Annotated in this window: 15 protein-coding genes and 1 riboswitch; of the genes, 6 read left to right on the forward strand and 9 right to left on the reverse strand. The window is 45.3% G+C overall.

Annotated elements, in window-relative coordinates; genetic code table 11:
* Position 1 precedes the first annotated feature (1 nt).
* The gene (gene rpoC, locus LDO51_RS07950) at positions 2–4,225 is read left to right on the forward strand and encodes a DNA-directed RNA polymerase subunit beta' (protein ID WP_225577015.1); all 4,224 of its coding nucleotides are present in this window, start codon (positions 2–4) and stop codon (positions 4,223–4,225) included.
* A 75-nt stretch (positions 4,226–4,300) separates the two neighbouring features.
* Here rpoC and LDO51_RS07955 read toward each other — a convergent pair whose 3' ends face one another.
* A complete protein-coding gene (locus tag LDO51_RS07955; RefSeq protein WP_225577016.1) occupies positions 4,301–4,810 on the reverse strand; it encodes a pyridoxamine 5'-phosphate oxidase family protein in 510 nt (169 codons plus the stop codon).
* Between the two features lie 658 nt (positions 4,811–5,468).
* Between LDO51_RS07955 and LDO51_RS07960 the strand changes: the two genes are divergently transcribed.
* A complete protein-coding gene (locus tag LDO51_RS07960; RefSeq protein WP_423810967.1) occupies positions 5,469–6,464 on the forward strand; it encodes a VWA domain-containing protein in 996 nt (331 codons plus the stop codon).
* 48 nt (positions 6,465–6,512) lie between these two features.
* Here LDO51_RS07960 and dcuC read toward each other — a convergent pair whose 3' ends face one another.
* The 8 genes from dcuC to thiC form a co-directional block, all read right to left on the reverse strand.
* Positions 6,513–7,886, reverse strand: coding sequence for a C4-dicarboxylate transporter DcuC (dcuC, locus tag LDO51_RS07965; protein WP_225577017.1), 1,374 nt, complete (start codon positions 7,884–7,886; stop codon positions 6,513–6,515).
* Entirely contained in the window at positions 7,883–9,136 is a 1,254-nt protein-coding gene (gene pepT, locus LDO51_RS07970; RefSeq protein WP_036953623.1) for a peptidase T, read from the reverse strand. Before pepT ends, dcuC begins: the two co-directional genes overlap by 4 nt.
* Before the next feature lie 570 nt (positions 9,137–9,706).
* Positions 9,707–10,828, reverse strand: a complete 1,122-nt coding sequence (gene thiH, locus LDO51_RS07975; RefSeq protein WP_225577243.1) for a 2-iminoacetate synthase ThiH — start codon at positions 10,826–10,828, stop codon at positions 9,707–9,709.
* Between the two features lie 32 nt (positions 10,829–10,860).
* Positions 10,861–11,631: a thiazole synthase gene (locus tag LDO51_RS07980; protein ID WP_225577244.1), complete on the reverse strand. Its 771-nt coding sequence runs from the start codon at positions 11,629–11,631 to the stop codon at positions 10,861–10,863.
* A gap of 2 nt (positions 11,632–11,633) precedes the next feature.
* Positions 11,634–11,834, reverse strand: a complete 201-nt coding sequence (gene thiS / locus LDO51_RS07985; RefSeq protein ID WP_225577018.1) for a sulfur carrier protein ThiS — start codon at positions 11,832–11,834, stop codon at positions 11,634–11,636.
* Entirely contained in the window at positions 11,822–12,580 is a 759-nt protein-coding gene (locus LDO51_RS07990; protein WP_225577019.1) for a HesA/MoeB/ThiF family protein, read from the reverse strand. Before LDO51_RS07990 ends, thiS begins: the two co-directional genes overlap by 13 nt.
* Positions 12,570–13,247, reverse strand: a complete 678-nt coding sequence (gene thiE, locus LDO51_RS07995; protein ID WP_225577020.1) for a thiamine phosphate synthase — start codon at positions 13,245–13,247, stop codon at positions 12,570–12,572. Before thiE ends, LDO51_RS07990 begins: the two co-directional genes overlap by 11 nt.
* Entirely contained in the window at positions 13,231–15,213 is a 1,983-nt protein-coding gene (gene thiC / locus LDO51_RS08000) for a phosphomethylpyrimidine synthase ThiC (protein WP_225577021.1), read from the reverse strand. Before thiC ends, thiE begins: the two co-directional genes overlap by 17 nt.
* A gap of 147 nt (positions 15,214–15,360) precedes the next feature.
* Positions 15,361–15,473, reverse strand: a riboswitch (TPP riboswitch).
* A gap of 269 nt (positions 15,474–15,742) precedes the next feature.
* Here thiC and galE point away from each other — a divergent pair.
* The 4 genes from galE (at position 15,743) to galM (ending at position 20,146) form a co-directional block, all read left to right on the forward strand.
* Positions 15,743–16,777 (forward strand): UDP-glucose 4-epimerase GalE, encoded by a 1,035-nt coding sequence (gene galE, locus LDO51_RS08005; protein ID WP_225577022.1) that lies wholly within the window; start codon positions 15,743–15,745, stop codon positions 16,775–16,777.
* 6 nt (positions 16,778–16,783) lie between these two features.
* The gene (locus LDO51_RS08010; protein ID WP_225577023.1) at positions 16,784–17,836 is read left to right on the forward strand and encodes a UDP-glucose--hexose-1-phosphate uridylyltransferase; all 1,053 of its coding nucleotides are present in this window, start codon (positions 16,784–16,786) and stop codon (positions 17,834–17,836) included.
* Positions 17,837–17,909: 73 nt separating this feature from the next.
* Positions 17,910–19,070 (forward strand): galactokinase, encoded by a 1,161-nt coding sequence (gene galK, locus LDO51_RS08015; RefSeq protein ID WP_225577024.1) that lies wholly within the window; start codon positions 17,910–17,912, stop codon positions 19,068–19,070.
* A gap of 47 nt (positions 19,071–19,117) precedes the next feature.
* A complete protein-coding gene (gene galM, locus LDO51_RS08020; protein ID WP_225577025.1) occupies positions 19,118–20,146 on the forward strand; it encodes a galactose-1-epimerase in 1,029 nt (342 codons plus the stop codon).
* Positions 20,147–20,196 lie beyond the last annotated feature (50 nt).

Genomic DNA, 20,196 nt, shown 5'->3' on the forward strand with positions numbered 1-20,196 from the left:
TGTGAAAGACTTAATTAAGTTTCTGAAAGCGCAAACCAAGACCGAAGAGTTTGATGCGATCAAGATTGCTCTGGCATCACCTGACATGATCCGTTCATGGTCATTCGGTGAAGTTAAAAAGCCAGAAACCATTAACTACCGTACGTTCAAACCTGAGCGTGACGGTCTTTTCTGTGCACGTATTTTCGGGCCAGTAAAAGACTACGAATGTCTGTGCGGTAAGTACAAACGTTTAAAACACCGCGGTGTGATTTGTGAGAAGTGTGGCGTTGAAGTTACACAAACTAAAGTGCGTCGTGAGCGTATGGGTCATATTGAACTCGCGTCTCCAACTGCGCATATTTGGTTCTTAAAATCACTGCCATCCCGTATCGGTTTGCTGCTCGATATGCCACTGCGTGATATCGAACGCGTTCTGTATTTTGAATCTTATGTTGTTGTTGAAGGCGGGATGACCAGCCTTGAGCGCGCACAGATTCTGACAGAAGAGCAATACTTAGACGCGTTGGAAGAGTTCGGTGACGAATTTGACGCGAAAATGGGTGCGGAAGCAATCCAAGGTCTGCTGAAAAACCTCGATCTTGAGAACGAGTGTGAAACGCTGCGTGAAGAGTTAAACGAAACCAACTCAGAAACCAAGCGTAAAAAGCTGACTAAGCGTATTAAGCTGTTAGAAGCGTTTATTCAATCTGGTAACAAACCAGAGTGGATGATCCTGAACGTTCTGCCAGTTCTGCCGCCTGATCTGCGTCCATTAGTCCCACTGGATGGTGGTCGTTTCGCTACATCGGATCTGAACGATCTGTATCGTCGCGTAATCAACCGTAACAACCGTCTGAAACGTCTTCTGGATCTGGCTGCGCCAGACATCATCGTACGTAACGAAAAACGTATGCTGCAAGAAGCGGTTGATGCACTGTTAGATAACGGTCGTCGTGGTCGCGCAATCACAGGTTCTAACAAACGTCCTCTGAAATCTTTGGCAGATATGATCAAAGGTAAACAAGGTCGTTTCCGTCAGAACTTACTTGGTAAGCGTGTTGACTACTCAGGTCGTTCTGTAATCACCGTAGGTCCATACCTGCGTCTGCATCAGTGCGGTCTGCCTAAGAAAATGGCTCTTGAGTTATTCAAACCATTTATCTACGGCAAATTAGAATTACGTGGTCTGGCAACAACCATTAAAGCTGCGAAGAAAATGGTTGAGCGCGAAGAAGCGGTTGTTTGGGATATCTTGGATGAAGTTATCCGCGAACACCCAGTTATGCTGAACCGTGCACCAACACTTCACCGTCTGGGTATCCAAGCGTTCGAACCAATTCTGATCGAAGGTAAAGCTATCCAATTGCACCCACTCGTTTGTGCGGCATATAACGCCGACTTCGATGGTGACCAAATGGCGGTACACGTTCCTCTGACTCTGGAAGCTCAGTTAGAAGCGCGTGCGTTGATGATGTCAACCAACAACATCCTGTCTCCGGCAAGTGGTGAGCCTATCATCGTTCCTTCTCAGGACGTTGTATTAGGTATCTACTACATGACGCGCGACTGCGTAAACGCGAAAGGCGAGGGCATGGTTTTAGCCGGTCCTAAAGAAGCTGAGCGTGTTTACCGTTCTGGCCATGCTTCACTGCATGCCCGCGTTAAAGTTCGTATCACTGAAGAAGTGAAAGACAGCGAAGGTAACATCACGATTAACACTGGTTTAGTTGATACCACTGTTGGCCGTGCAATTTTATGGATGATCGTACCGAAAGGTCTGCCTTACTCGCTGGTTAACCAAGCGTTAGGTAAGAAAGCTATCTCCAAAATGCTGAACACCTGTTACCGCGTACTGGGTCTGAAACCAACTGTTATTTTTGCTGACCAAATCATGTATACCGGTTTTGCCTATGCGGCACGTTCTGGTGCATCGGTTGGTATCGACGATATGGTTATTCCAGAGAAAAAAGCTGGGATCATCGCCGAAGCCGAAGCAGAAGTTGCAGAAATTCAGGAACAGTTCCAGTCTGGTCTGGTTACAGCAGGCGAACGTTACAACAAAGTTATCGATATCTGGGCAGCGGCAAACGAACGTGTTGCTAAAGCGATGATGGAAAACTTGTCGACTGAAGCAGTCATCAACCGTGACGGCGAAGAAGAACAACAAGTTTCCTTCAACAGTATCTTTATGATGGCCGACTCCGGTGCTCGTGGTTCTGCAGCGCAGATTCGTCAGCTGGCCGGTATGCGTGGTCTGATGGCTAAGCCAGATGGCTCCATCATCGAAACGCCAATCACGGCGAACTTCCGTGAAGGTCTGAACGTTCTCCAGTACTTTATTTCTACCCACGGTGCTCGTAAAGGTCTTGCGGATACCGCATTGAAAACTGCGAACTCCGGTTATCTGACTCGTCGTTTAGTTGACGTTGCTCAGGACTTGGTTGTCACTGAAGATGACTGTGGTACTCACGAAGGTATCCTGATGACTCCGGTTATCGAGGGTGGCGACGTTAAAGAACCACTGCGTGAACGTGTACTTGGACGTGTAACTGCAGAAGATATCCTGATCCCAGGTACTGCAGATATTCTGGTTCCACGTAATACACTGTTACACGAAAAACTGTGTGACCTGTTAGAAGCTAACTCTGTTGACAGCGTGAAAGTACGTTCCGTAGTAAGTTGTGAAACTGACTTCGGTGTGTGTGCTCACTGTTATGGTCGTGACCTTGCTCGTGGTCATATCATCAACAAAGGTGAAGCAATCGGTGTTATCGCGGCACAGTCAATCGGTGAGCCGGGTACACAGCTGACGATGCGTACGTTCCACATCGGTGGTGCGGCATCTCGTGCGGCAGCAGAATCTAGCATCCAAGTTCGTAACACAGGTACGTTGAAACTGTTCAACGCGAAATATGTTACTAACTCAGAAGGCAAGCTGGTAATTACTTCTCGTAATACAGAACTGCGTCTGATCGACGAATTCGGTCGTACTAAAGAGAGCTATAAAGTTCCTTACGGTGCGCACTTAACGAAAGGTGATGGTGCAGCAGTGATCGGCGGTGAAACCGTTGCAAACTGGGATCCACACACCATGCCAGTTGTCAGTGAAGTATCGGGTATCATCAGCTTCTCCGACATGCTTGAAGGTCTGTCAATGACTCGTCAAACTGATGAGTTAACAGGTTTATCTTCAATCGTTGTTATGGATACCGCTGAGCGTACTAGTGCTGGTAAAGACTTACGTCCTGCACTGCGTGTAGTCGATGCAAATGGTAAAGATGTTCTGATCCCTAACACAGACATGCCTGCTCAGTATTTCTTACCGGGTAACGCAATTGTTCAGTTAGATGATGGCATCGCTATCAACGTCGGTGATACTTTAGCGCGTATTCCACAAGAATCCGTAGGGACTAAAGATATCACGGGTGGTCTGCCACGCGTTGCTGACTTGTTCGAAGCTCGTCGTCCGAAAGAGCCTGCGATCCTGGCTGAAATCAGCGGTATTATCTCGTTTGGTAAAGAAACCAAAGGGAAACGCCGTCTGGTTATCACTCCATTAGATGGAAGTGAGCCATACGAAGAGATGATCCCTAAATGGCGTCAGCTCAACGTATTCGAAGGTGAAATCGTTGAACGCGGTGACGTCGTTTCTGATGGTCCAGAGTCTCCACATGATATCCTGCGTCTGCGTGGTGTTCATGCTGTGACTCGTTACATCACGAACGAAGTTCAGGAAGTTTACCGCTTACAAGGCGTTAAGATTAACGATAAACACATCGAAGTTATCGTTCGTCAGATGCTGCGTAAAGTCACCATTGCGGATGCAGGAAGCTCTGAATTCCTCGAAGGTGAGCAAGTTGAGTACTCACGAGTTAAAGTTTCTAACCGTAAACTGGAAACTGAAGGTAAGATTCCAGCTAACTTTGAACGTGATCTGTTGGGTATTACTAAGGCATCTCTGGCAACAGAATCCTTCATCTCAGCAGCATCGTTCCAAGAAACAACTCGCGTACTGACAGAAGCAGCGGTAGCAGGTAAGCGTGATGAACTGCGCGGTCTGAAAGAGAACGTTATTGTTGGACGTCTGATCCCAGCAGGTACCGGTTTCGCGTACCACCAGGATCGTATCCGTCGTCGTCATCTGAACGACGCTGTGGAAGCTCCACAAGTAAGCGCAGATGAAGCAACAGCGAACTTAGCTGAACTGTTAAATGCAGGCTTCACCAGCGATAATCAGAACTAATTTCTGATTAGCAAAATCGCTTAATAGAAACCGGTATCGAAAGGTACCGGTTTTTTTTTGCCTACCAATTGCTAGCTATTCATCATTAAGATAACTGAGTGGCACAGGAATACATCGACTTTCTTGATTCGCCAACCAGTACGTCATATCAAACAGCCACCACTGATCAACGATAAATTCATAAAAGCGTGAATGACCACCTCCTTGAAGTTGCTCTAGGGTAATAGAAGGCAATGTATTTTGCGTTTCATTGAAAAGCGAATTTTGATGAAATTCACGATAAGCATCCGTAGACTCCTCAACCGATAATTCCCGTGCAGTTCCTAGAAATTGCGCACCATCAAAACCAACCGAGCCAAACTCAGGTAAATGATAATTAAATAGTGTTCCACTTACTTGCGCGTGATGGCGAATATTTTGGGAATGTAGGTTTTGATGTGCGGAATACCAAAGAAACCGCAAAGGATTGAACAGAATTTTCGGCTCGACGGTAGCGGCCCACGGAGTATTTTCGGGGCTGAGTGTAGCAAAAGTAACAAAACGGGTGGTGTGCAAAAGAACTAAACTGCGCTGCTTTAAACTCATGGGGTCTCCATTGTATGTATATAAGAAGAAAGCCCACTATTGGGACTTTCGAGATTGGTCATCGTGTATTGAATTAGACGGATAATTAAGGTGTGTGTTGAGGAATTCCATAATTAAAAATAATAATATTAGGCATTATTAATGTTTTCATTTCATATAGGGTTATAGTTAGAATTAATAATTTAGTTAGGAAATAATTAGAATTATTTTCCTATAAGTTTGTGTTTTTAATTGACTATTTTCATGATGAGTAAGTATGGCAATTAAAATTTTGAAGTAATATAGGTGAACAATGATAGGATGCATACTACCTCATTTATTAGGAACTAATAAAAATTGTAAGGTGCCTGCGGGGAGTTCATTATTTTACTTTAAATTCAACCTGTTGATTTTCATTTGCTTTGGTGAGTTGCGGGGAATAAAAATATTTAATTAATTTTATTTGTTAATGAATTGATTTTAAATGGATGGAATAATAAATATTAATTCTTTGATATTTATTATTATGTTAATGCAAATACGAATAAATTAATAATGGCGACCTCGGTTGAATTAATTCGGAGGTGGTTAAATACGTCATAAAAACATTATCTAAATATATTATTCAAATATAAAAATTCAATATATTAAATGCGATGAATTTAACAGGAATATAAACATGGGTAAAAATACAGAAAATAATGACATTGAAAATAATAACACTGAAAATGATAATAAAATGACGTCTAGCAGCACGATACAAAATATGGCTTCGTTTGGGGCGCCAAGTATTATGGTTAACCAAACCTCTCAGCTGGTGACTGGTACGGGAGATATCGCTTTAGACTTAGTTGTGGTGATTGACACTAGCGGTTCCATGTTTGATGAATCCTCTGATTTAAGCCAACAAATTGATGCGGCTATTGAAAAAGCAGCAGCAAATTGCCCATCCCATTTAAGGGCAACATTTTTAGGTATCCAAGGTGTTTGGACGGGGACTAAGTTTGATCAATCGGTGAGTGATTATTTAATCTTAAAAGGGGTTAACGAAAGCAGCCTACAAGCGCGCCCACCTTTTAAAGAAGCTGATGGTATTGACCATGCAGGTAATAAAGAGGATCTCTGCCGTGCCGTCATTGATGTGAGTAAATACTTTGATTGGCGGGCAGGTGCGCGTCGAGCCATTTTTGTCTTGGGGGATGAAGGTCTAGAAGGGGGCGGTGGTCGACTCACGAGTGCGGCAATAGCCAAAAACAATGAGGCGATTGACGTTGCTCAGCATGCCCATGTCAAAGTGTATACCTATCAAGGCACACCTGATGATACGCCAACCAATCTTGACCGTTTCCCAAGCCTAGCTGATAGAGACCGAGTAACAAAAGAATACGCTCGTTTAGCGGAACAGACTGGGGGGCGTTCGTATATTTACACCACGGGAATTGCGAACTTCAGCTTAGTGTTAGAAGAAATTCTCTGTGACAGTTTACTGCCACCAACACTACCTAATCGCGATAAATCAGACTGTGCGAATGTTTGTGACCAACTCCCAACGATTTTGGCAACAGTCAACTCGCTTGCTGAGATTATCAATAAAGCGATTGATGCCTGCTGTGGTAACGAAATTCATCACAGTCACCACTCACATCATCATTCAGCTTGCCAGTGTCAAAAATAATAACAAAAAGGCCTGCAATTGCAGGCCTGATTAAAGATAACTGAGTATTTAGTAGAAGATACCAATAATTGCACAGTGGGCGACAAACCCGACCATCAGCGGTACGGCGGTTCGTTTCACCACATCGAACGGCTGTAATTTAGCACCACTGGATACCGCAATGATAACGCCTGCTACAGGAGACATACCGCGCCCCATATGAGAAGCCTGCTGCATTGGCAGGATCATCGCAATTGGGTTAACCCCCATGCTATGTGCAATCTGTGGAATCAATTCCACGAATGCTAAGAACGGTGCGTTACCAGAACCCATAATGATTGCCGCGGCTAACGTGACTAATGCAAACACAATCGCCATCGCAAATGGTGGTAAACCGACAGACTCAGCGCCGAGAATCAGCTGATCGATGGCTCCACTGACTTTGATACCATGAGCAAACACACCCGCAGCGACTAACAGCCCGACTACGTTACTAAACGCATGCCCCATCCCGTTCAAGAAGGTCTGGAAGCCATTACACACTTGCTTAAAGTTACGTACTCGCACGGTTTCCAGTACCATACAAATCGCCATAGCAATCAGTACGATGGTCACAACGTCGAGGTGAATCCCCTCAAAAAATAGGTTGGAAGAGCCAACCGCCATAATGATGGGCAGCATCGGTAAAATAGCATAGTAGCCCGGTACTGATTTGGTTGTTGCTTCCTTGTCATGAGACTGTACCGCTTTGCCGATTTCAGGGACGAAACCTTGTTTACGGTCACAATGACGTTGCCAGAAAATATGGGTAATACCGACCACCAGCACAGTAGCTAATGCCGCAGGTCCTTGGTAATAAAGCACATATTCAACGACTGACATATCAACGGCTTTCGCACCACGGATAGCATCAATCGCGGTTGGTGTATAAGCAACCCCAAGGGATGTGGCGATAACCCCAGCGGCAGACGCCGGGGAGAGCCCTAAACCAATCATAATTGGGAACATTGTCCCCATTAACAGCACGGCTAAGCCTGTCGCTGACGGAATAGCTAACTGCAAGATACTCGCCAGTAAGAATGAGAAAAACAGCAGCACATAAGGCGAGCGCATATTTTTCAATGGTTTAGTTGCAACGCGGACCACCGCTTCGTTGGCACCGATGTGATCCATATAGTGAGCAAAACCCATTAGCGCCATGATCATCAAACCAAGATCAGCAGCACGGCTACTAAATAGGTCACGCATCACTTCAAACGGGTCAAGCCAAGTAATGCCCGTGGTTGTGACGCTTTTTGGTAGGATAGGACCCCAGCCTAAGGCTAGGGTGAAAATCATCAACACTAAACCGGCAATTAACAGCACCGGCTCGGCTTTGTATCCCTTCAAAATAAAGCGTGCAACCAAAACAACGATAATCAGAACCGTTAGAATTGGGATCATGCTTTAGCTCCTGGCTTGAAACGTTCAGCCGTAATTTGTACCACTTGTTTTAAAACATCACTGGCGGCATACAGGGATTTCACTGGCAAATATTCATAAATCGAGTGGAAGTTATGAGCACCGGTGAAAATGTTCGGGCAAGGAAGTCCGTTTTGTGAAAGCGCTGCACCATCATAGCCTCCACGCATTGGGATCACTTTTGGCGTGATCCCACAAGCTTCATAAGCGGCGTGAGCAATATCGATTGGATAACGGTTTTCACCTTGTAGGCTGTTGTACACGTTTGAGTAACGGTCAGCTAAGGTACAGGTTACGCTTTCTGGTCCCCACAGATCTTCACAGTGACCCGCTAATTTTTTCAGGAATGCCATACGAGCGCGGTAGCCCTCTTCGGTAAAGTCACGCACATCCATTTTCAGAACAGTACGAGCGCTGTTACCGGACATTTGCTTAACCCAGTAATAACCTTCACGGTTTTCGGTATATTCAGGTGCTTCGCCACCCGGCAGCATCGCAATAAATTTTTGCGCCATTAGCAGGGAGTTCACCAGTTTGCCTTTCGCGGACATTGGGTGAGCGGACTTACCTGTAAAGACGATTTCAACATCCCCCGCATTCCAGTTTTCATACACCAGCTCGCCAATACCGCAGCAATCTAATGTGTAGGCAAAATCTGCACCAAACTCTTTCACATCAAACACTTTCGCGCCGCGTAGACCTTGTTCTTCATCAGGAACGAAGCCCACTTTGATGTCCCCGTGTTTGATGTCTGGATTTTGTTTAAAGTATTGCAGCATATCCATAATCGAAGCGATCGCCGCTTTATCATCGGCGCCAAGTAAGCTGGTACCGTCGGTGACAATGATGTCATCACCAAGGTAATTTTCTAATTCTGGGAACTCACTTTTACGTAGGTAAATATTGAGTTCTTTATTCATGCAAATATCTTCGCCGTTATAAGGCAAAATTTGCGCTTTGGTGTCGTTAGTTTGTTCTGCACTGGTATCGAGGTGACCAAAGAACGCAACCGTTGGCACTTTATAATCGAGGTTGGAAGGCAGTGTTGCGGTAACGATAGCCGTATCACGCAGTTTGATATCCTGTAAGCCTAAGCCTTCTAACTCTTGAACTAACTGTTTGGCAAGAACGCGCTGGCCTTCAGAGGATGGCATGATGCCTGCGGCGCCTTTTTCCCTATTCGTGGTGGTGTTAATTTTTGTATAAGAAATAAAACGGTCAACAATATTCATTATTCTCATTCTCCAGCATCATCGTGATGCATTATTTTTATACTTTCATTATTGCAATGAAGATAAACATCACTTCGTTGCAATATTCTTTTATCATGAATAACGAAAAAATAAATATCTGATCAGTTATTTTTTTGACTAAAGACACAGAGTGATTAAAAAATAAGAATGAAAATAGTAATATTTAATTATTGAATGAGAGTGTTCATCGGAGAGTGCCCGACAAAAAATAAATTATACCATTGATAGATAACGATTATTTTTATTTTCATGCCATCTATTATATTTAATCCTAGATATTCATCTTTCCTAACTTAAATTGTTATTTTAACGAAGATAATAAAAATTTAAAATTCAGTTATATTATTATTGTAATGTCATTGTAGTTTAAAAAACCATTAAAATAATTTTTAAATATTATTAATATTTTAATTCAACCTGATTAACTCCGTATTATTTCGGTTTTTGTGATCAGGCTAATATAATTATTTGAAAATTAAACGTCGTATTTTCCAAGTTCCATTTAATGGGAAATATTCTATTCAATATTTCCCATTGAAAAATGAACCATTAACGCCCTAAGTAACCATCCCAATCTTTCCAAACAGGCTGTAGACCTGCTTGCACTAAGGCATGAGCAACTTGTGCCGCACTGCGGTTATCGTGGGGTGAAAACTGTTCTAACTCGGTTTTCGAATCCGCATAGCCTCCAGGCTGAGTTTTAGAGCCAGCACTGACACTGTTAATCGCCAGTGGTACCACATGATCCCGAAAATAAGGGGATTCACGGGTGGACAACGACAGTTCCACAGTAGGGGAGAGTAAGCGAAATGCACAGATTAACTGAACAAGCTCCGCATCCCCCATCAGCGAGGCGGGTTCTATTCCTCCCTCGCAAGGACGCAAGCGTGGAAATGAAATAGAATAGCGGCTCTGCCAATAGTGTTGCTGCATATACAGAAGATGTTCTGCCACCATGTAGCAATCTGTTCGCCAGCTACTGGAAAGCCCGATCAATGCGCCTAATCCAATTTTATCAACCCCCGCTTGACCAAGGCGCTCTGGCGTTGCTAATCGCCAATGAAAATCCTGTTTTTTGCCTTTTAAATGATGAAGTTGATAAGTCGGCTCATGGTAGGTTTCTTGGTATACCATTACGCCATCCAATCCTAAGGTTTTCAGCTCGTGATATTCTTCGGTTGATAAAGGCTGAACCTCCATCATGAGAGAACTGAAATAGGAACGGATCACTGGAATATGGCGGCGAAAATAGTCCATTCCGACTTTGGTTTGATGTTCACCCGTTACCAAGAGCAAACTGTCAAAACCAATTTGGCGGATGGTTTCACATTCACGGACAATCTCTGCATCGTCGAGGGTTTTGCGCTTAATGCGGTTGCTCATTGAAAATCCGCAATAGGTACAGTCATTGGCACATAAATTGGAAAGGTACAGAGGAACATAAAACCCGACAGTGTGGCCAAAGCGTTGACGTGTTAAGCGCTGCGCCTTTTGCGCCATCGGTTCGATGTAATGCCGTGCGGCGGGGGAAAGTAGCGCCATAAAATCATCAAGAGTCAACGTGTCACTCTGCAACGCTTGCTCGACATCCGCAGCGGTTTTGCTATTAATTTGTAATGTGAGGTCGTCCCAATCTAACTGTTGCCAACGCTCCCGAAAGCCGCCGTTCATCGCAGTGTTTTCGATCATAGTGGTATCGTCAATCATTGTAGCGCCTCCAAAAATTGAGTCAGAGGGCTAGATGCTTCAGCTCGCTGTTTGGGTGCTGCAAGGCCGCTTTGACGAGCGAGTTGTGCCGCTTCAACCGCCATTTTAAAGGCTTGCGCCATTAATACAGGCTGTTTAGCGACGGCGATGGCTGTATTGACTAGCACCGCATCGGCACCCATCTCAATGGCTTCGGCGGCGTGGCTAGGTGCGCCAATTCCTGCATCTACCACCACCGGCACATTGGCCTGTTCGATGATAATTTGCAGCATCTCCTTGGTCACTAAGCCTTTATTGGTCCCAATCGGCGCGCCGAGAGGCATCACCGCCGCGCAGCCCACTTCTTCCAGTCGCTTACACAAAACGGGATCTGCGCTGCAATAGGGCAAGACCACAAATCCTTCTTTAACCAATTGCTCTGCCGCGAGTAACGTTTCGATAGGGTCTGGCAGTAAATAACGGACATCGGGATGGATTTCGAGTTTTACCCAATGAGTGCCAAGCGCTTCACGGGCGAGACGTGCAGCAAAAATAGCTTCTTGGGCATTCTTGGCGCCGGAAGTGTTGGGCAGCAATTTAACTCCCAGCTCTTGAAGTGGCTGTAAAATCCCATCATCTTGCCCACGTAAATTAACGCGCTTCATCGCCATGGTCACTAGCTGGCTGCCCGATGCTTGGATGGCTTGCTGCATTAATGCTGGATTGGCAAACTTACCTGTTCCGGTAAATAAACGTGACTGAAAAGTGATATCAGCAATTTTTAACATCATTAACCCCCCGCGATAGCTTGAAACAGCAAAATGTTATCTTGTTCATTCAGAAAATGGCTTTCCCACTGGCTTTTGGGAATGATCACCTGATTGATAGCCAGTGCCGAGCCAGATGTACTTTGCCCGAGTTGCGTTAATAGCTGGTGGACGGTAATGGGCGGTTCAACCTCTATCGGCTGGTCATTGATTATGATATGCATGTGGCTTCTCGGCAGACGAGGCACTGTTTTGATCGGGTCAGCTGTAAGGTATTCCATTGCTGCTGTTTTCCATCAAACAGGCGCAGTTTTCCACTTAACGGAGAGGGTAATCCCACCAGCAATTTGATGGCTTCTAATGCTTGTAACGTCCCAATCACACCCACTACTGGACCCAAAACCCCCGCCGTGCGGCAGTTACGTTGAGGCTCTTCTTGATCGGGATACAAACAGGCGTAGCAGCCCGATTGAAAAGGTGGCTCCAGAACCATCAATTGCCCACCAAAGCCAACAGCACTGCCGCTGACGAGTGGAGTATTGCTAATGACGCACGCGGCATTGACCGCATGGCGAGTGGCCATGTTGTCACAGCAATCAAGCACCAAGTCCACCTGTTCCACTAAGGGAAGCAAACTGTCAGCATCAAGTTTTTGTTGGAAAATGCGCGTCTTAGTATGGGGATTAAGTTGCTTTAAACGCGCGGCGGCCAGCTGCGCTTTCGACTGGTTAATATCCTGCGTGTCATACAGCACTTGGCGCTGCAAGTTAGACACATGCAGGTCATCATGATCCGCTATCCATAATTCACCGACACCTGCCCCCGCGAGATACAAACTTGCAGGGGAGCCTAGTCCACCTAAACCGACAATCAGTACCTTGCTCTGTTTGAGTTTCTGCTGCCCTTCAGGGCTGACATCCTCAAGCAGCAATTGGCGGCTATAACGCATAAATTCGAGATCATTGAGCATGGTCGTTTTCCTTTAAGCGAGAGGGTGATTCAACCAGATCCAGCAATGTTCGTGTTGCACTTTGCCAATCATCGGCTTGGGTGATGGCACTGACAACCGCTACACTGCCAACGCCAGTGGCGAGCACCGCAGGGACGCGGTCAATAGATATCCCGCCTATTGCCACCGTCGGATAGTCCGGCGTATCAATAACCATCTGTTTTAACGCTTCTAAACCTTGCGGCGAGGACGGCATCTGCTTGGTCTGGGTTGGGAAGATATGCCCCAGTGCGATATAAGACGGACGCACCGTTTTGGCAATAGCAACCTCGCGGGGATCATGAGTAGAGATCCCCAACCGTAGCCCCGCTTGGTGAATCGCCACCAGATCGGTGGTTTCCAGATCTTCTTGCCCTAAGTGTACGCCATAGGCGCCTAACTCTATGGCTAAACGCCAATAGTCATTAATAAATAATCGCGCGTTATACTGCTTGCCAAGGGCTATTGCTTGCTGAATTTGATCGCGAACTTGGTGGTCTTGCTTGTCTTTGATGCGCAATTGCAAGGTGGAAACACCTGCATTTAGCAGGCGTTCAATCCATTCAACGGAATCCACTACCGGGTACAGACCGAGGCAATGCTCGGTCGGTGGAAATGGACTCGTTGGCAGATTAAGCGTTTTGTTCATCACTGACGACCTCTGCAATCTCAGCCCCATGATAGAGTTCGCTACCGTGAGCACGGAAAGCTTCCGACATCTGCTCCATGCCCGCTTCTTTTTGTGCAGCCTCTTTTTGTGCAGCATAGTCACGAACTTCTTGGGAAATCTTCATTGAGCAGAATTTTGGTCCACACATGGAACAGAAGTGGGCAATTTTTCCTGATGCTTGCGGTAGGGTTTCATCGTGATATTTACGGGCGGTTTCAGGGTCTAGAGCAAGGTTAAATTGGTCTTCCCAACGGAACTCAAAACGCGCTTTGGACATGGCGTTATCACGGATTTGCGCCCCCGGATGACCTTTTGCGAGGTCAGCAGCGTGCGCAGCAATTTTATAGGTAATCAGCCCCTGTTTGACGTCTTCTTTATTTGGTAAACCAAGGTGCTCTTTTGGCGTCACATAGCACAGCATTGCACAACCAAACCAGCCAATCATTGCCGCGCCAATACCGGAAGTGAAGTGGTCATAACCCGGTGCGATATCGGTGGTTAGGGGGCCTAATGTATAGAATGGGGCTTCGTGGCAGTGCTCTAGCTCTTCGGTCATATTGCGGCGGATCATCTGCATCGGCACATGTCCCGGACCTTCAATCATCACCTGCACATCGTATTCCCATGCAATTTTGGTCAGCTCGCCTAAGGTATGCAGCTCTGAAAATTGGGCTTCATCGTTGGCATCTTGCACGGAACCCGGACGTAACCCATCACCGAGAGATAGGGAAACATCATAAGCAGCACAAATTTCGCAAATTTCACGGAAATGCTCATACAGAAAGTTTTCTTGGTGGTGGGATAAACACCATTTCGCCATGATAGAGCCACCGCGGGAGACAATGCCGGTCAGGCGTTTGGCGGTCATTGGCACATAGCGCAGTAATACACCGGCATGAATAGTGAAGTAATCCACTCCTTGCTCGGCTTGCTCTAACAGGGTATCGCGGAACATTTCCCACGTGAGGTTTTCTGCAACGCCGTTTACTTTTTCGAGGGCTTGGTAGATAGGTACCGTACCAATTGGCACTGGGCTATTACGTAAAATCCATTCGCGAGTTTCATGAATATAGCGCCCCGTGGATAAATCCATCACCGTATCTGCGCCCCAGCGGGTAGACCAAATCAGTTTTTCCACCTCTTCTTCGATGGAGGAAGTCACGGAGGAGTTACCGATATTGGCATTCACTTTCACTAAGAAATTGCGCCCGATAATCATCGGCTCAGATTCTGGATGGTTAATATTGGCAGGGATGATAGCGCGACCCGCCGCCACTTCTTGGCGTACAAATTCCGGCGTAATATTTTCTGGCAAAATAGCGCCGAAGCTTTGCCCCGGATGCTGCTGTCTTAACACTTCGCTGCGAATGCGTTCGCGCCCCATATTTTCACGGATAGCGATAAATTCCATTTCAGGGGTCACAATACCTTGGCGAGCATAATGTAACTGAGTGACGCATTTGCCTGTTTGCGCTTTCAGTGGTGCAGGGCGGTGATTAAAGCGTAAGTGGTCTAAGCCCGCATCCGCTAAGCGTTGCTGGGTAAAGTCGGAACTGAGATTCTCAACAGCAACAGTATCGGCGCGTTCATTGATCCACGGAGCGCGAATTTTTTTCAATCCTTTGTGAACATTGAGTTCAGAGGCAGGGTCGCCGTAAGGGCCTGAAGTGTCATACACAGGAACGGCTTCGTTATCTTCAAACTTGGGATTATCTTTGTCACCGCCGATAAGTGTCGGGGAGAGCTGGATTTCGCGCATGGGAACTTGGATGTCGTCCCGGGAGCCTTGCAGGTAGATGCGTTCAGAGTTAGGGAATGAAACACCGGAAAGGGTATTGATAAAGTCTTCTGCGGCATCACGCTGCTCTTTTCGAGTGCGTGCTGGTGCAGCTTTAGGGGAAATATCGGTACTCGGGATAACTGAATTATTAGCATTATTGGACATAGCAATTTCCTGACATCGTCACAGGCTATACGGTGTAAATCACCAATAGCGGGTTTATCGAAAGAAAGTTGCTTGTCTGGAGTTCGGAGGAGTAATGGTAAGGCGTTGCGGCTAGTTTTTCGCCAAATAAATGAGCGAAAATTGCGCTAAATGATTACTCTTGTTCCCTTCGCGGGTATTAACCCGATCAGGTTCCGCGGATCCCGAACTAACGGTCTCAGCCTGATGCAAATGCATACTAGGCACTCCGACAAGAGCGTTCAGTATAGAGTTTCCCCGTCATTCTTCAAGCGATAAGTGCGTTGGCTTCTCTTGGCTACCCTAGTCACATACTTGTGTATGCTCCTAGGGATATCCTCGCTTGCCGCCTTCTTCTTGCTCGAATATTACGGCGTTATTGCCACTTTAGTGTAAACGTTTACACTAAAGTGGTGTTGATCACAGAACTGAGGGGCTGGTCGTTGTTATACTGCCCAGCAAAATGGTAGGTCACGCGGTAAATCGTATTTGAAATGATTCAGAGGTGGATATGCAGAAGATTGAAGTGTTAGTAACAGGCGGGCTTGGCTACATCGGTAGCCATACTTGCGTTCAAATGATAGCCGCGGGAATCACCCCAATAATTCTTGATAATCTTTGTAATTCAAAGATGGAAGTCCTGAATCGCATTGAAAAACTGACGGGTTTTCGCCCGGTATTTTATCAGGGGGATGTCCGTGATGAGCAGTGCTTAAAGGCTATTTTTTCCACTCATCATATTCACTCTGTTATTCATTTTGCTGGTTTGAAAGCCGTGGGGGAATCTGTCGAAAAACCCATTGAATATTATGATGTTAATGTTAATGGTACTCTGGTATTAGCCCGCTGCATGCAGAATGCTGGCGTAAAAAGTTTGATCTTTAGTTCTTCAGCAACCGTTTATGGGGAACCCACGTCATTGCCTATCACTGAAGACTTTCCAACAGGCAATACCCAAAGCCCCTATGGCACCAGCAAATACATGGTTGAGCGTTGCTTATCAGACCTTTATCAAGCCGATAATGCATGGTCAATCTCGCTGTTACGCTATTTTAATCCCGTTGGTGCGCACTCATCAGGGTTAATGGGGGAGGATCCTCAAGGTATCCCTAATAACCTAACGCCGTATATTGCTCAGGTGGCCATTGGTCGACGTCCAAAATTAACTGTCTATGGAAACGATTACCCTACCGTGGATGGAACGGGTGTACGCGACTATATCCATGTGATGGATCTTGCGGATGGTCATGTTGCTGCACTGAATAAGCTTGGCGAGCAAGCTGGATTACATATTTATAATCTAGGCACTGGAAATGGAAATAGTGTGCTGCAAGTTCTTCATGCGTTTGAAAAAGCAGCTGGTAAGTCTATTCCGTATGTGTTTGAAGCACGCCGCGCAGGTGATATTGCCGAATACTGGTCAAGCCCAGCAAAAGCTACCACTGAATTAGGCTGGCATGCAACTCGGACTATTGATGATATGGCGATTGATACATGGCGCTGGCAACTGAATAACCCCAATGGATATGAAAGCGAGAGAGGCTAAGTGATTATGACAAAAATGCAATTTAATCCATCAGAGCACCCCCACCGCCGCTATAACCCGTTAACGGGGCAGTGGGTTTTAGTCTCTCCTCACCGTTCAAAACGCCCATGGAGTGGTCAGGATGAGAAGCCTACATTTTCTAAATTGGCGAAGTATGATCAACATTGCTACTTGTGTCCGACAAATCAACGTGTTTCTGGGGAGTTAAATCCAGACTACCAAGGCACTTTTGTTTTCCAAAATGATTACTCAGCATTGCTACCCGAAACCTGTGAGCAACCAAGTAATCAGTCGGATTTATTTCAAGCTCAATCAGTAAGTGGTCTTAGTCGTGTTATTTGTTTTTCCCCTGATCACAGTAAAACGCTTCCAGAGCTGACGCTACCTGAAATTGGACAAGTAGTGGACACTTGGCAGCAGCAAATTTCAGAATTAAGTGAACGATTTTTATGGGTACAGGTTTTTGAAAATAAAGGGGAAGCCATGGGCTGCTCCCAGCCTCATCCTCATGGACAAATTTGGGCTAGCGATTTTTTACCTAATGAAATTGCCCGAAAAGACCACTTTTTAGCTGAATATTATCAACGGCATGGCAGCAATTTATTGAATGATTATGTTAAGGCTGAAATGCAAGATGGCGCTCGAACAGTCGTTGAAACGGAGCATTGGATTGCGTTGGTGCCTTATTGGGCGGCATGGCCATTTGAAACCATGTTATTACCAAAAGCACATATTAAACGTATGGATGAGATGAGTGAGCCGATTCGTACGGATTTAAGTTTGGCGTTAAAACAGCTGACTTGCCGTTATGACAATCTCTTTAACTGCGCCTTTCCTTATTCTATGGGATGGCATTTCGCACCGTTTTTTGATCACAGCAAAGACATTGAACACTGGCAACTTCATGCTTTGTTTTATCCTCCATTACTGCGTTCAGCAACCGTTAAAAAATTTATGGTGGGTTATGAAATGTTAGCTGAAACTCAGCGTGACTTAACGCCTGAACAGGCGGCACAGCGCTTACGTGAAGTCAGTGATATTCATTATAAACAGCAGTAACGCAGTTAAAAAATCAATAATTATTAGCTTATTTAAGCTATTCGAATAATTTGAAAATTTAGGAACCTATTCAATGGATAAATTAAAAAAGACGGTTGGAAATGCTTTTCAACACGTATTTGGGTACCTACCGGATACCTATGTTCAAGCCCCTGGACGCGTTAATCTTATTGGTGAACACACTGACTATAATGACGGTTTTGTCCTTCCATGCGCCATTGACTATCAAACGATGACAGCGGCAAAAAAACGTAATGACCGGATTATTCGGGTGGTTGCTGCAGATTATGCTAATGATAGCGATGAATTTAGCTTGGATGATGAGATCACTTTTTTACCGGGGAAAATGTGGGCAAACTACATTCGAGGTGTGATCAAATTTCTATTACAAAGAGGCTTTGAATTCGGCGGCTGTGATATTGCGGTGAGTGGTAATGTTCCACAAGGTGCTGGGCTTAGTTCTTCCGCCTCTTTAGAAGTTGTTATTGGGCAAACGATTAAAGAGCTGTATCAACTTGATATTAGCCAACAAGAGATTGCACTTAATGGTCAACAAGCTGAAAACCAATTTGTTGGGTGCAACTGCGGGATTATGGACCAACTCATTTCTGCTAGCGGTGATGCGGAGCATGCTTTACTGATAGATTGCCGTAGCTTAGAAGTTTACCCGATCCCAGTGCCTGATGATTTGGTTGTGATGATCATCAACTCCAATAAAAAACGTGGCTTAGTCGACAGTGAATATAATATTCGTCGTCAGCAATGTGAAGCTGCCGCAACACAGTTTTCAGTCAAAGCATTACGTGATATTACGCTGGATGAGTTTACTCAGAAGCAGAGCCAACTCGACCCATTGGTTGCCAAACGAGCTAAACATGTTATTACGGAAAATGCCCGTACACTGGCGGCTGCAAAAGCATTAACCGAAAACAATTTGTTATTACTGAGCCAGCTCATGACTGAATCTCATGCTTCTATGCGGGATGATTTCGAAATTACGGTTAAAGAAATCGACATATTAGTGGATATCGTCAAATCTGTTTTAGGTGATCAAGGTGGTGTGCGTATGACCGGGGGCGGATTTGGCGGTTGTATTGTCGCTGTTATGAAACAGGCGCTTGTTGAGCCAGTGAAAGCTGCGGTAGAAGCTCAATACCAGACTATGACTGGATTAAAAGAAGATATTTATGTCTGTCAGCCAAGTGCAGGGGCTGGAGTTTTCGTTGCGAGTTAATCATGTTTTAAGTTATTAAGCATCAATCAAGTTACGGCTGGAATAATATGCAGATTTCTAAAGTATCGGATGCACCAAAAGAAATTACGCTGATAAATCAACGTGGAATGGAAATTAGATTGACGACGTTTGGTGCTAGTTGGATGAGCTGTATATTACCGCTCTCCACGGGAAAGCGAGATGTTGTCTTAGGTTCACCAAACACAGTCTCACAAATGGAACAATCTGTTTATTTGGGGGCAACGGTTGGGCGTGTTGCTAATCGTATCGCCAATGGGTCATTCACCTTGAACGGTAACGTGTATTCGGTGGCGAATAACCAAGGCGAGCATTGCTTACATGGCGGAAAAGATAATTTTAGCTACCGTATATGGGCAGTTACACAGCCAAATTCACAGCAGGCTATATTTACGCTAACTTCTGCTGATGGCGACCAAGGGTTTCCAGGGGAACTGTGGGTTGAGGTGAGCTATAAACTGACTGATGATAATCAGGTCATTATTGATTATCAACACCGAGTCGGCAAGCCATGCCCTGTTAATCTTACCAATCATGCTTATTTTAATTTGGCGGGGGAAGGTTCTGACAAAACGGTGTTAGAGCATGACTTACAAATCTATGGAACCCATTTTTTGCCCACCAATAAAGAGGGTATTCCAACGGGTGAATGGCGAGATGTTACCGAAACTCATTTTGATTTTAGGCAAAGCAAGCGTATTAGCCGCGATTTTTTGCAAGATGAAGACCAGCTACTTGCTGGGGGATATGACCATACGTTGATATTGGAATCTTCGGTAGTTGATGGAAAGAGCGTTGCTGCGTCGTTATTATCTCCAGATGGTGATGTACGTATGAATATTATGACGACAATGCCTTCTATGCAGCTATATACGGGGAATTACCTTATTGATGTAAAGGGAAAAACAAAGATATACACCCCTTTCTCAGGTGTTGCATTTGAGACACAGTTTCCACCGAATGCAGTCAACCATCCGGAGTGGGGGGAGCAATGGCGTGGTATTTCCTACCCTAATCAAATTTATACAAGCCAAACTTGCTACCAATTTATTTTTTAATTAATCATCCAGTGGCTCATGTATTTCCAAGCACCGCAATATGACGGTGC

The sequence above is a fragment of the Providencia alcalifaciens genome, from assembly GCF_020271745.1.
Classification (GTDB): Bacteria; Pseudomonadota; Gammaproteobacteria; order Enterobacterales; family Enterobacteriaceae; genus Providencia; species Providencia alcalifaciens_B.

Coding starts and splice junctions, on each gene's coding strand:
- thiE (WP_225577020.1), bottom strand. CDS start 13,247: ATGAACAAAACGCTTAATCTGCCAACGAGTCCATTTCCACCGACCGAG.
- galE (WP_225577022.1), top strand. CDS start 15,743: ATGCAGAAGATTGAAGTGTTAGTAACAGGCGGGCTTGGCTACATCGGT.
- thiC (WP_225577021.1), bottom strand. CDS start 15,213: ATGTCCAATAATGCTAATAATTCAGTTATCCCGAGTACCGATATTTCC.
- LDO51_RS07980 (WP_225577244.1), bottom strand. CDS start 11,631: ATGTTAAAAATTGCTGATATCACTTTTCAGTCACGTTTATTTACCGGA.
- dcuC (WP_225577017.1), bottom strand. CDS start 7,886: ATGATCCCAATTCTAACGGTTCTGATTATCGTTGTTTTGGTTGCACGC.
- thiS (WP_225577018.1), bottom strand. CDS start 11,834: ATGCATATCATAATCAATGACCAGCCGATAGAGGTTGAACCGCCCATT.
- LDO51_RS07990 (WP_225577019.1), bottom strand. CDS start 12,580: ATGCTCAATGATCTCGAATTTATGCGTTATAGCCGCCAATTGCTGCTT.
- LDO51_RS08010 (WP_225577023.1), top strand. CDS start 16,784: ATGACAAAAATGCAATTTAATCCATCAGAGCACCCCCACCGCCGCTAT.
- galK (WP_225577024.1), top strand. CDS start 17,910: ATGGATAAATTAAAAAAGACGGTTGGAAATGCTTTTCAACACGTATTT.
- galM (WP_225577025.1), top strand. CDS start 19,118: ATGCAGATTTCTAAAGTATCGGATGCACCAAAAGAAATTACGCTGATA.
- pepT (WP_036953623.1), bottom strand. CDS start 9,136: ATGAATATTGTTGACCGTTTTATTTCTTATACAAAAATTAACACCACC.
- LDO51_RS07955 (WP_225577016.1), bottom strand. CDS start 4,810: ATGAGTTTAAAGCAGCGCAGTTTAGTTCTTTTGCACACCACCCGTTTT.
- thiH (WP_225577243.1), bottom strand. CDS start 10,828: ATGAACGGCGGCTTTCGGGAGCGTTGGCAACAGTTAGATTGGGACGAC.
- LDO51_RS07960 (WP_423810967.1), top strand. CDS start 5,469: ATGGGTAAAAATACAGAAAATAATGACATTGAAAATAATAACACTGAA.